We start from the raw sequence: 12,459 nt of genomic DNA, 5'->3' as shown, positions 1-12,459 counted from the left end.
CAGCATACCCGTATGTAGACTTTGTGTACTTGATGCCGACGTTGGCCCGGCGCAGAGGAGTGGAGGCGGAGGAGCGGACATGGATCCGGTGAGCGACGCGATCGACCCGTCGTGGTGGGAGGACGTGCTGGCGGCGGCGTCGCTTGACGACCCCTATGAGCCGCCAGAGTTGTTGTCAACGCATCTCGAGCGGGCGGCTGCCGATCCGTCTGTCACGGGGCTTCACGAACTAGTGCTGCAGGTGTTGGCGATGGTGTCGTCGGCGATGTTGAACGCTGAGGACTGGTTGGAGCCGTTCACGCCCGCGATGCAGTTCGGTGGCAAGCGGACGGTAGTGCCGGCGGACTTGGACGCTGACCAGGTGGCGTTGCTGGCGCGTATCGCTCCACTGGTCGAACGTGATGATCTGCGGGCTCGGGTCGCTGATGTCGCCTGGGTCTACGGGGACCGGTCGGACATCGCGATGTTGGACCGAGCCATCGACGCATACCGGGCCGCGCCGCTGACGGGCGATGTGTGGTTCAGCGTGGGGAAGGACGCGTGGGTTCGGGCCTTCGCGCTTGCAGCGCGGCGCGGCGCGGACGGCCAGGCCCGGGTGCAGGAAATGTCGGACGCGCTGAAGGCTCAGGTCTTGGCCGGCCAGGTGACAGACAACTTCAGAACGGTGGGGTTCTCGGAAACCTTGCGCCAGCACGGTCGTGTCGACGCGGCCGGGCGGGCTGAGGTGTGCGAAGCAATGTTCGCGCTCGCGGAAAAGGCGTCGTCGGTAACGCCACGTCTGTCACGCCACCTCGAGCGTGAGGCGCTCGCATGGCTTGGTGGTTCGGACGCGGCGGCGGCGAACGCAGCGACCGAGCGCGTTGCGCGGACATACATCGCAGAAGCCGATTCCCGCGTTCAGACGGACCCGAAGGCGGGCGCGCTGGTCGAGGGCCATTTCCTGGAGAAGGCAATCGCAGTCCTCCGAACCATCCCACGCTCTTACCGGCTCGAGAACGAACTCGACCAGCTCATTGACGACCTCCGCATTCGGCTGCGTGAGAGCCGGGAGTCGTCGATGGAGCAGATGATGCGTATCCAGTCGGACCCGGTCGATCTGACTGACGCCGTGTGTTACGCACGGTCGCAAGTCTCGGGTCACGCGGACAAGTTCGACGCGCTGGCCGCATTCGCGACGCTCGCAGCGCCGCTAGATGAAGCCAGTACGCGCGAGAACGCCGAGAAGCTGCTGGAAGGCAGCATCAGCCACATCTTTGGATCCTCAACGTTTTCGTCTGACTTCCGGAAGATCGCATCGAGGCCGGGGTCATCTGGTCAGACGGATGAGGACGCGGTTTGGGCCGAGATGGTCCGCACGGTGTTCTTTCACTCCGAATTGCTCGGAAAGGGCATCATCCAGCCTGCGCAAGAGGTCCTGACTACTGAGCACCGGTTCAGTCGGCAGTACATGGTGTCGCTGTGCATGGAATCGCCGACGGTGCCCGAGGGCCACGAGACGTTGTGGGGCAACGGCCTGGCTCTCGGCTTGGGCGGCAACTACGGCGCTGCGGTCTCTGTTCTGGTCCCGCAGTTGGAGCAGGTCGTGCGGGTCATGTTGAGGCGGCACGATGTGCACACGCTGTTCGTCGATGAGCACGGCGTGGAGAGCGAGAAGAGCTTGAACGCCCTTCTCGACATGACCGAGACCGAGGACATCTTCGGTGCAGGGATGGTCATGGAGATGAAGGCGATGCTGGTCGTCCAAGGTGGTCCGAACCTCCGCAACGACGTCGCGCACGGCCTTCTCGATGACAACTCGGCATGGAGCTACTCGGCGCTCTACATGTGGTGGTTTTGCCTTCGGCTGGTGACGTGGCCGGTCATCGAGATGATGGACCGCGCTCGGACGCAGGCAGCAGAGTCCGGCGAAGGCTCAACAGCAACCGGCCGAGCGGACACCGAGCCGGCGGCGCAGCCTGCAGCCGACATCGAAGCGGGGGCGTTGGCGGAAGACCAGCACCCCGACGAGTAGGTCGGCTCAGGCCAAGAAGTCCCTTGGGTTGCCGGCGAGCCCACGTTGGGACCAGCAGGACGCGGGGTGCGACCTGAGCGGCCGAGTAACGAATGACGACTGGCTCCGCTGCGCGGACGCGCGTCAATCCGCGCTGTGACGCACCGCGTGTTTGCTCGGCGAAGCTCGGCGAAATGCAGGTGCAGTCCGAGATCTCGCTTGCTCACCCGGCCCGGAAGCGTCGGCGAGTGTCGCGACCGTCCCGCCGAGGGAGGCGGACAAGATCGACTCCGCTGCCCTCCTCGTGCGGTCCTCGGCGGTGGGCCATAGGTGAGCGTAGGTGTTGAGCGTTGTGGTCGCCTTCGCGTGGCCGAGCGATCGCTGGACGGTCACGACGTCGCACCCGGCTGCGATAAGGCCGGAGGCGTAGAAGTGCCGGAGGTCATGGAGCTTGATGCCGGTCAGGTCGGCGTCGCGCAGCGTCTTGCGCCACCAGTAGCCGACGGTGTTCTGGTGCGGCGGATCGTCGCCCTCTCCGGCGAAGAGCCACTGATTCTTGCCGGTCGTGCCGTGGTCGGCGACGTGCGCGGCGAGCACGTTGACGAGGCTGTCGGCGAGGTAGACGACGCGCTCTGACCCGTACTTCGGCGCCCGCACGTCGATAGCTCCGCCGTTGATGCGCTGGACCTGGCGGGAGACCTTGAGTGACTTGCGGAGGAAGTCGACGTCACCGAGCTGGACCCCCGCGGCCTCACCCAGCCGCAGGCCGGCGAACGCGCAGAGGGCGATGAACGGCTGGAACCGCTCGTCGGCCACGGACATGAGCTGCCCGACCTCCTCGGGGGTGGGGATCGACATGGCCACGTCCGGACGTCGGCCGCGGGGGAGGCGTACGCAGTCGGTCGGGTTGGAACCGATCACCCGGTCCTTCACAGCGGCGCGAAACACCGACCTGACATTGACGTACCGCGTCTTGATTGTGCCGGGGGCGAGTCCGGCGGCGTTCATCTGCTTGATCCAGGTCTCGACGTCGGATCGACGGACCTGCTTCATCGGCTTCCCCGCGAAGGGCACGGACCTCGCCGCCAGCGACATCGCGAGAACAGTGCCGGGTGCCCAGACCTGGCGGGCCGACCACTCCCCGAAGAAGGCTGCGAAGGTGATCCGGCCGGCCTTGGGATCGGCGTACGTGCCGGTGACCACCGCCGAGGTCACCTGATCCAGCCACTGCTGCGCATCGATCTTGCGGTCGAAGTGTCGCGCGCGTTCGTTACCGGCCTCGTCGCGGTACCGCGCCCGCCACTTGCCGTTGGCTCGCTTGGCGATGTTTCCCGCCATGGTGATGCTCCTTCCAGGATGGCTCCATCGTCTCTCTGAGATCCGACGAGGGGCAGGGTCAGCGGTGGTGCTGGGGACGGTTGGTCTGCTCGGTAAGCCAGAGGATGAGGTCGGCGCGCCAGTAGCGGACGTGGCGGCCGACCTTGAAGCTGCGAGGGCCGGCTCCGAGGTGGCGCCAGTAGCGCAGGGTGCCTTCGGGGACGCGGAGGAGGGCGCAGGCTTCCTGGAGGCTGAGCATCTCGTCGCCAAGGCTCGCCGGCGGGCGGCGGTTGTTGTCGGGGTTCATCTGCTGTGCGGTCATGGTGGTGCTCCTCGCTGGTCGATGAGGCCAAGCGGTTCTCGACCTCACCCAGTAGGTGCGCAGCTCAATCCAATCGATGATCAGCGATATTCTGCGATCATGTACCCGCCGAAGACGGTTATCGAGATCGCCCGCAAGGCTGCGGGGATATCGCAGGCGCAGCTGGCGGTGAAGGCGGGGACGCAGCAGTCGTCGGTCTCGGAGTACGAGTCCCGCCGCAAGTCGCCGACCTTGGAGGTCGTCGAGCGGCTCCTGGAGGCCGCCGACGCCGAGCTGTCGATCAAGCCGATCATCGACTTCGACATACGCCAGGACGCTGAGATTGGCCGATACGTGGTGCCCGAACGGCTCTGGTCGGTGCCGATGCCGGACTGCTTCAGCAAGATCCAGGTCCTGGGATACCTCGCCAAGTCCCGCCGACCGCTGGTGTGGGATCTGTCGAACGAGGCCGAGCGCATCGATTACTACGAGTGGGTGATCGGGCTCGGCGCTATCGATCTCATGCTCGAATCCGTCGACGGGATCTTGTTGATGCAGGTCTGGGAGCGGCTGAACCTTCCGAGCGTGATCCGAGCAGCCTGGCAGCCCGTGATCGACGCGGCCACCGCCCCACAGGACATGCAGCCGCGCGACCCGGCCGGCTTCAGCGCCTGGCTCGCGAAGGAGATCGGCGTCGAGTGGCGACCCGTCCGCCGGCGCAAGCCGCGTCCTTGAGTCACTGGCGGGTCTCACAGGCCGATCCCGCTGCTGGAGGACGGGACGGGTCGTGGCGGTTCCTCGACGGGCCTTTGCGCCGGACGTCGGCGCTGCAGGCTGCCGTACCGATCGATGGCCTCGATCGCCTGTCGCGTCGCCTGGGCCGGGCCGAGATCGGCACGGTCGCGGGCGAAGACCTCGACCCATTGCCTGCGGGCGTCCTCGACGGACTCAGCGACCAGGTGCGCGCTGTTGCCGTTCCGGCCGCGGGTCATCGCCACGTACGCCGCGGCAGCCCCGGTGGTGGCCCCGATGGTGACGTGCGCTCGGTCGACGGTCTCTCCCTGGGCGCCGTGAACTGTGGTCGCGTAGGCGAGCTCGACGAACCGGGTGGCGTACTCCGCGGGGAGCGCCCGGTCACGTCCCCGTCCGCGGACCGTGAGGCTGCCGTCCTCGCCGAGTCCGGTGACGGCCCAGGTCTGCCGGTTCGCGACTTCTAGGTCGGCGTCGTTGCGACGGGTGGCGACGCGATCCCCGAGCCCGATCCGTTCACCTCGAAACGTCGTCATCGAGACGGTGGACTCGGCCGTGACTTGGCGCTGGTCACGGATCGCGGCGTTCAGACGGGCGACCTGCTCCCGCGTGTCGGCAACCACGAGGTCACCGCTGGCACCGGCCCGGGCGAGCGCGAGGTCACGTTCGATGTCGCTGGGATGGATGACGACCTGCCCGAGGCGAAGGAGCGAGTCAAACACCTCCTCCGGGTCCTCGCCCTTGCGCATCATCAAGCTGAGCGCGGCGTAGTCGGGGTCGGTGAACCGGTGCACCTTCTCCAACGACACGACACCGGTCGGGTGGGCCCACGCGAGGGCGTGGTCGAGTACCCCGCCGCGCCCGACTGCGGGTAGCTGGTGTCGGTCGCCGACCAGGGCGACCCGCGCCCCCGCCTCGTCAGCGATCGTCAGGAGCGCGCGGGCGGTGTCCTGGTCGAGCATGCCCGCCTCGTCGACGAGTAGCAGGTCCCCTGGTCGCAGTCGGGCGGCAGGGTCGGGTGTGGCGTCGGGTCGCCGTGCCCAGTGCCCGTCGTCGTCCCAGCGCCAGCCGTGCTGGTGGATCAGCCAGGCCGCCGAGTGTCCCTCGGCACCGGTCTCCGCGGCGGCGACCTCGGCCGCCTTCAACGTCGGCGTCACCACGAGCAGCCGATGCCCCTGCTGAGCCAGCGTGGCCTGCGCCGACCTCAGCCCGGTGGTCTTGCCCGCACCGGCCGCGCCCTCGACGACCACCAGCGGGCCGTCACCGGCCAGGGCGCCGACAACCGCAGCCTGGGTGGGGTCGACCCGCGCCAGCCCTCGACCCTGAAGACGGACCCGCCGCGCAGGGTTCTCGCCACGGCGGGCGAGACGGTGGACGAGGTCCGCCTCCACTTTCACCACCTGCTGCGAGGTCAGTGACCGGACGTGTTCGGGTACGTCGGGGGAGGCGAGCAGCCGAACACAGCGTGCGGCGGCGCGGGCCGTGATGTCCTCGGCGAGCTCGATGCGCGCCGCGGGCCCCGCGACCAGGTTGGTCTGCGCCAGCAGGATCTCGGCCTTGCCGCGGATGTCCGCGGGGTTCCACGCCGACCGCCTCGCCCCGAGCTGGGAAATCACCCAGTCCGCCGCCCCATCCCGGTCGATCCAGCCCACCTGGGTCGCCTCCAGTACGGCGTGGGCGGCAGGGTCGCGGTAGCCCAAGTCGCGCAGTTCGGCGTTCCATCTCGCGACCAGGTCGGCGCCGTCGCTGGGGACGACCTTGTCCGGCCGCGCATCGGCCCACGCCCGCCGATCCCAGGCCTCGCGCAGCCGCGGCCCTGGCTCGTGGCCGGGATGCTCGCGCCGCCACTCGACTTCGTACCGGTCGATGTTGCGGTGGATCTGAGCGGTACGGGCGCTGAACGCCCCGACGTAGGGCGCGAGCTGCTCGATCTCCCCGGTCTCGGCGTCCAGGGTGAAGCCGTGTGCGGCCAGGACCGCCCGGAACTCCGGGTCAGTGGCGACCGCAGCGTGCCCGATCCCGTTGATCGCCTCGATCATGTCGCGCACACCCACCGAGTGCAGGCCCCGCCAGACGCCGGCCGCACAGACGCGGGCGTTGACCTGGAGGTGCAGGTGACGGTGCGGTTCACCGGCCCGCGATGTGTAGTGCCGGATCACGGCGGCCTCGATCCGCTCGACCGGCACCTGAACCTGCCGGCCCCGCGGCCCGACGCGGGTGGTTGCATGCTGGGCGACCCAGCTGACGATCTCGGAGGCGGCCCTGTCCTGAGCCGCGTCCAGCGCCGCCGAGACCTCGGGATGAAGCGCCGCTGCCAGCGACCAGGTCTTCGGGCCGTTGACGGTGACCTCGACGAACCGCAGCGCGTTCGCATCCTCCCTGACCCGCCCCTTCTTGCGTCCGGTGTCGACGTCGATCCCGGCGACCCACTGCTCGTACGTCTCGCCATCCATCGGCCCCGCATGCTTGACGCCGTCCGGGGTCGCCGTGAGCCGCTCGGCGACGCCCGTGCCCTCGCCGAGGTAGTAGTCATCCGCCCGCGAGCGGTCGCGCTCGACGTATGCCCGGGCTGCCTTCGCAGCGCCGCGGTAGAACTTCACTCCGCCACGCACGCCGATCACCGCCTCCACGACGTCCGTCGACAACCAACGGACCCCTAGAAATGCCGCGTGGGCCGCCCGATCACGGGCGACCCATCTACGAACCTTCGTAGCATGCGTGCCGCTGTGAATGAAGGTGGTGTGGCTGGTAGGCAAGGGATGACGGGGAGGGGATTTTGGGGACCGTGAAGAGCCAACGGTTGTAGGTGAAGGCGAGGGTGGGAGGGGTCGGGAAGAGCGAGAAGATCAGGAGTCGGCGGAAGAGGCTTCGAGTGCGGCGGCGACGGCCTCGAACTCGACGAGCGCCGCGGTCAGGTCCTCGACGATCTCGCGGGCGATGATCTCGGGTGCCGGCAGGTTGTCGGCGTCCTCGAGGGACTCGTCGCGCAGCCAGGTGATGTCGAGGTTGGCCTTGTCCCGCGCCACGAGTTCGCCGTACGCGAAGGCCTTCCAACGCTCGGACTCCACCCGCTCCGCGCGGTCCTTGCCTGGCAGGTACGACGTCACGAAGTCGTCGAGGTCTGTCCGGCGGAGCGGGTTCTGCTTGAGCGTGAAGTGCATGTTGGTCCGGAAGTCGTAAACCCACAGCCTCTGGGTCCACGGCCGCTCGGCCGCCGGCTTCTTGTCGAAGAAGAGCACGTTCGCCTTCACACCGGGGGCGTACCAGATGCCGGTGGGGAGCCGGATCATCGTGTGCAGATCGAAGTCCGCGAGCAGCTTGCGGCGCAACGTCTCGCCGGCACCGCCCTCGAACAGGACGTTGTCGGGCAGGACGACCGCGGCGCGGCCGTTGATGTCGAGGATCGTCATGATGTGCTGGAGGAAGTTGAGCTGCTTGTTGGACGTCGTCACGACGAAGTCTTGGCGTTCGATGTCGCGGTCTTCGCGCACGGCCCGTCCGTCCGCGCCGACCATCGTGAGCGACGACTTGCGGCCGAAGGGCGGGTTCGTGAGCACCACGGACCATCGCAGGCCGGGGTCGGCGATCAGGGAGTCGCGCACTTCGATGAGCGAGTCGCCGTTCGGTGTCCCGATGCCGTGCAGCAGCAGATTCATCGCAGCCAGCCGAGCGGTGCCGTCGACCAACTCATAGCCGGAAACGAACTGGTCACGCAGGTGCTCGCGCTCGGTCGGTGTGAGGCTGGCGGCGTCGCGGGAGGCGTGCTCGTGGGCGACGAGGAGGAATCCGCCGGTGCCGCAGGCAGGGTCGACGACCGTGTCAGTGGGCTTGGGGTCGATGACTTCGATGATCGCCCGGATCAGCTCGCGTGGCGTGAAGTACTGACCGGCGCCGGAGCCCTTATCGGAGGCGCCCTTCGAGAGCAGCTCCTCGTAGGCGTCGCCCTTGAGGTCGGTGCCGGAAGCTGACCAGTTCTCCTGATCGATGAGGTCGACGATCAGTCGCTTGAGCTTGGCCGGGTCCTGAATCCGGTTCTGGGCCTTCCGGAAAATCGTGCCGAGCGTGCCCGGCTGTTGTGAAAGGCCAACCAGAATCTGGGTATAGGTGACCTCCAGCTCCGTGCCTTCGGCGTCGAGGAGTTTCTGCCACGAGTACTCGGGCGGCACGATCTGCTGCGGGTTCAGCCTCCGGTTAGCCCGCTCGTGCGCCATCTTGAGGAACAGCAGGTAGGTCAGCTGCTCGGTGTACTCGATGACGCCGACGCCGTCGTCACGCAGGACGTTGCAGTAGGACCAGAGCTTGTCGACGAGGCGCCGGGAGTCAGACATAGTCACGGTCACAGCTTTCGGTGGAGCTCGTAGCGGGCAGATCGGCCGGGGTCCTTTGTCGCCCAGCCCAAAGCTGCCATCCGGATCTCAGCCTCCTTGCGGATGCGGTTGTTCATGGGATGCACCCTGTCGCGGACCGGGACATCGAAGAGGTCGTGGAGAAGCCGCTTAACTGCGCGCACATCGTTGCTGTTGCCGTGGAAGACACGGATGCCACCCTCCAGCACAGATTGCGAATGCATCGCTCGATAGAGCTGATCCAAGTCGATCGTGTATCCGTCCATGACGAACGTCGTGTCATCCATCATCTTCTCCATCGTTCTCTGCTCCGTCCCTCAGAGAATCGCGGAGCATCTCTCGAAGCTCGGCGAGCGTCTTCCCCGTCGGGACATGCGTCCAGTCAGTCCAGCCGTTGCGCGAGCTGCCGACGAGTTTCGACAAGGCAGGTGACGGGGCACGGAAGTGGCCCGCCGACGTGTCCAGGCCGCCTGAGCCCGTCACGGTGGCATGGAACTCGGTGCCGGATCGCACCTTCTGATGCCGCAGCCGGTCCCCGGGTACCACCAGCCCGCGCACGATGAGCGGCAGTAGATCGCCGTGCACGGGGTTGTCCGTTCGTGTACGTGTCCCCGCAACCCGGGTGGCTTCCGCAACCCGACTGACTTCCGCGACCTTGCTGGCTTCTGCGACCTGGAAGGCCTCCAGGTCGAGCATGTCGGCGTCTTGGTCAGCCGGCCGAGGCCAAGCCATGAGTGCGTACCTGATCAATGCCAGCTCCCGGAGACCGATCCGGTCCTCGTCCCAAGCTGAGACCCATTCGTCCTGGGTGAAGTTGTCGACACCGTCGGGGAAGGTCAGGATCGACCCGGTCGTCAGCCGGGCGAGGCTATGGGTCTGGAGTGTGTGCCGCTTCTTGCTCCAGGCCTGGTTGCTCAGAGTTGAGTTCAGGCTCTGCGTGGCCAGGGTCAGGTTGCCGAGACGGTGGATCGAGTTGTTGCGCCTCTCGATCACCGATCCTGGAACGCCCTTCGGCAGCGACCAGTTCTCTTCCCATTTCACCGGCATGACGTGTTCGATTGTCAGGCCCTTGCTGGCTGCTCGGTGAGGCAGGGTGGGCTCGGCCCGGCTCGTGAGCAGGTGGTTCTCCAGCCCTACAAGTAGCGTGCGCAGGCGGGCGCGCACGAGATCGTTGTAGAGGTTGCTGTTCATCAGCCCGCTGATGAACGCTGAGTCGTCCGGCCAGATCCGGCTCTCGGCTGTCTGGCTCGCCAGACCCGCGACGAGCAGGTCTCCGGCGCGGGTGACATCGCCAGCCTTGATCGCGCCCAGGAGGGTGCCGAACAACCGGTTGTAGTCCTTGGTGGTCATGCGACAGATCGCACGGCGCATGAGGAACGAGTCGATCGCGAGCGTGCCGATGACGGCCTGATCCTCGGGGATCTCGGAAGAGGCATGCAGGAATAGGATCAGAGGCCACGGCGTGGTGGTCTTCGTGGCGTCCAACCGGTCGAGAGCCTGTGCGACTGGGGAACTCATTGGAAGTCGCTGCAACCGGTCCATCGTGTCGGCGTAGACGCGGATATCTCGGATGACGTCGGCGGCTCTCGCCTGTGATGCACGCAACCAGCGCTTGAAGTCCTCGAAGAGGTGCTCGACCGAGGATTCTTCGCCGCGCTGCGCGCTCAGCCAGTAGGCCAGGAGGATGTCGACCCGCACTCGCTTGATGCGGCCTGTGGTCACCTCCTCGCGCCAATGCCCGCTATCGAGCACGGACCAGTGGTCGTTCAACAGCTCATGCTCAAGGTGTTGGTCGCCTTGGCGGTCAAGCATCTGGAAGAGCAGATTCTTGACAAGGTCGGCAGCGTCCAGGCGGACACCGCGGTGGTTGAGGGCTTCGAAGATGATCTGCGGGTCGTCTTTCGCGTCGAGGAAGATGCTGACCACCTTGATGCGGTTCTCGACGGCGAAGTGGAGGAAGTCGAGCCGGTCGCTAGCTGACGAGGATTCCTTGACCCAGTCGCGGACGGCGTCTTCGAACCAGAGAGATGCCCGAACGAGCTTGTGGCCAACGTTCGGTGGTGAAGACGCATCGTCAGGCTCGCGTACGGCCCATTCGAAGCCGCGCAAGTCATGCGCGAGCGGTGCAACCTTGAGCCGGTCCTCTGGATGGTCGCTGTCGACGCTCACCCGGTTGCGCACGAGGGCCGCGAAGCTGTCGGCGGCACGCAGTGCTCCGAACTCCAAGGCCACACGTCGAGCGGCGGCCAGGAATACCTGGAAAGTCGTCATCCGCTGCTGTCCGTCGATCACCATGGAAGTGGGCGTGCGCCGCGGGATCGGGCTGCGATGCTGGGTCACGAGGGCGCCAAGGAAGTACTCCTGAGCGTCCTCGTCGTCTCCCCCCTCCGACTGCGTCTCCGCGGACTCGGCGGCCTTGCGGATGTCGTCCCACAGGGGGATCCAGTTCTCCTCCTCGTCCCACACGTACGGGCGCTGGAAGATCGGGATCACATAGCGGTGGTCCTTGTTGAAGACCGCTCCGAGCAGCTCGTCTCCGGCTCTCATGTGTTGACCATCTCCTCGGCCGCTGACAGATCGGACTCGGCCCTGGTGAGGCGGCCGGAGAACGCGGCCGCCAGTAGGGATCGGCGCAAGGCGGCAGTCCGTCGTTGGGCGATCTCCAACTCGTGCGAGAGCCGGTTTGCCGCGAGCCCGGACTCGCTGGCCGCCCTGATGGCTGCCCGTTGTGCTTCGAGATCAGGAACCGTCACGGTCACGTTCTTGAGATCTCGGCCCGCGATACCAGCCTGCCCCGCCGTCGTTCGGACCGATGCCTGGATCTCTGCCCGGGCGGCTCCAACCGAGCACGCCAGCGCTACGAACTCCGACAATGCGGCATCGTCGGTCACTCGGACGCGGATCAGCTTGTCCGGGTATGTGAGTACCGGCGCATCGTCAGGGACAGCCGCGCATGCGCCGACGAATCGATGGTTTCCGTTGTACCGCGTGAACAGCAGGTCGCCTGGTTGTGCTATCCCATCCGCCTCACGCAGATCTTGCTCGGTGCGCTCCGAGTAGCGCAGGTCGCTCAAATCGAGCGACAGGGATCGAACCGCTCCGATCCGGAGAATCGGCACACCGTTGGGCTCCGAGCCCGGGCGTGAAACGAAGATGCCATTGCGAACTGACGCAATGTCGCCGAGCCGAACTTCTCGTCCGCCCGCTCTTGTAACTGCCTCCGCTACTGAACCCCACCTCAGCATCTCGACGCGCCGGAGCGCTGCATCCAGGTATGACTCGGCGGCGTCGAGGCGGGAGAGATGGTCTTCCAGGAGGTCGACTATGCGGCGCTGCTCTTGGAGGGGCGGGAGCGGCACTGCGATGGCGCCCAGGCCAGTCTGGTTGACCTTGTAGATGCCGGCGGTAGTTCGAGCAGACGACTCGATCTGCCGGCGAATGCTGGGAGACGACCAAACGAGGGCGAGGAATCTGGGCTCGACCCTCGTGGTGTCCGGTCTAACTCGGATCATGGTGTCCGGGAACGCCACCTCGTCGGGATCGACAGCCACTAGCCCGCCGCGCCCTACCAAGTCGAGGCTGCCATTTCCTCGGGAAACGAGGAAGTCACCTGCTCTGACGAGAAACCGCTCGGCATCTGCACGACTCCAAGCGCCTTCCTTGCGCTGCTGCAAATCGATGGTGCCGTTGCGCAGAGAAGTGAGTCGCAGGACGGGAAATCCGCCGGGTTGGTCCTTCACGGATCTCCCGTTCGC

9 protein-coding genes are annotated in these 12,459 nt (G+C 66.5%); 2 read left to right on the top strand and 7 right to left on the bottom strand.

The window, feature by feature from the left end; all coding sequences use genetic code 11:
• Nucleotides 1-79: 79 nt before the first annotated feature.
• Nucleotides 80-2,011, top strand: coding sequence for a DUF4209 domain-containing protein (locus BJ958_RS13890; RefSeq protein ID WP_179727370.1), 1,932 nt, complete (start codon nt 80-82; stop codon nt 2,009-2,011).
• A 123-nt stretch (nt 2,012-2,134) separates the two neighbouring features.
• On the opposite strand, the gene BJ958_RS13885 is transcribed toward BJ958_RS13890, so the two are convergent.
• Entirely contained in the window at nt 2,135-3,328 is a 1,194-nt protein-coding gene (locus BJ958_RS13885) for a tyrosine-type recombinase/integrase (protein ID WP_246319045.1), read from the bottom strand.
• A 58-nt stretch (nt 3,329-3,386) separates the two neighbouring features.
• Entirely contained in the window at nt 3,387-3,629 is a 243-nt protein-coding gene (locus tag BJ958_RS13880; protein WP_246319044.1) for a helix-turn-helix domain-containing protein, read from the bottom strand.
• Between the two features lie 99 nt (nt 3,630-3,728).
• On the opposite strand from BJ958_RS13880, the gene BJ958_RS13875 reads away from it, so the two are divergent.
• Nucleotides 3,729-4,343, top strand: a complete 615-nt coding sequence (locus BJ958_RS13875; RefSeq protein ID WP_179727369.1) for a helix-turn-helix domain-containing protein — start codon at nt 3,729-3,731, stop codon at nt 4,341-4,343.
• Nucleotides 4,344-4,357: 14 nt separating this feature from the next.
• Here the strand turns inward: BJ958_RS13875 and mobF are convergent, their stop codons facing one another.
• From mobF to BJ958_RS13850, 5 genes are all read right to left on the bottom strand, one after another.
• Nucleotides 4,358-7,003 (bottom strand): MobF family relaxase, encoded by a 2,646-nt coding sequence (gene mobF, locus BJ958_RS13870; RefSeq protein ID WP_218865750.1) that lies wholly within the window; start codon nt 7,001-7,003, stop codon nt 4,358-4,360.
• Nucleotides 7,004-7,204: 201 nt separating this feature from the next.
• On the bottom strand, nt 7,205-8,686 hold the full coding sequence (locus BJ958_RS13865; RefSeq protein WP_179727368.1) for a type I restriction-modification system subunit M: 1,482 nt from the start codon (nt 8,684-8,686) through the stop codon (nt 7,205-7,207).
• 8 nt (nt 8,687-8,694) lie between these two features.
• Complete coding sequence (locus BJ958_RS13860; RefSeq protein ID WP_179727367.1) at nt 8,695-9,003, bottom strand: hypothetical protein; 309 nt, start codon at nt 9,001-9,003, stop codon at nt 8,695-8,697.
• The gene (locus tag BJ958_RS13855) at nt 8,984-11,251 is read right to left on the bottom strand and encodes a GmrSD restriction endonuclease domain-containing protein (RefSeq protein ID WP_179727366.1); all 2,268 of its coding nucleotides are present in this window, start codon (nt 11,249-11,251) and stop codon (nt 8,984-8,986) included. Before BJ958_RS13855 ends, BJ958_RS13860 begins: the two co-directional genes overlap by 20 nt.
• Nucleotides 11,248-12,444 carry a restriction endonuclease subunit S gene (locus BJ958_RS13850; RefSeq protein WP_179727365.1) on the bottom strand — a complete coding sequence of 399 codons (1,197 nt, stop codon included), beginning with the start codon at nt 12,442-12,444 and terminating at the stop codon, nt 11,248-11,250. Before BJ958_RS13850 ends, BJ958_RS13855 begins: the two co-directional genes overlap by 4 nt.
• Nucleotides 12,445-12,459: the final 15 nt, after the last annotated feature.

The sequence above is a fragment of the Nocardioides kongjuensis genome (genome assembly GCF_013409625.1).
In the GTDB taxonomy this organism is placed as follows: Bacteria; Actinomycetota; Actinomycetes; order Propionibacteriales; family Nocardioidaceae; genus Nocardioides; species Nocardioides kongjuensis.
The sequence above is the reverse complement of the archived record's forward strand: the minus strand, read 5'-3'. Positions and strand labels throughout refer to the sequence as shown.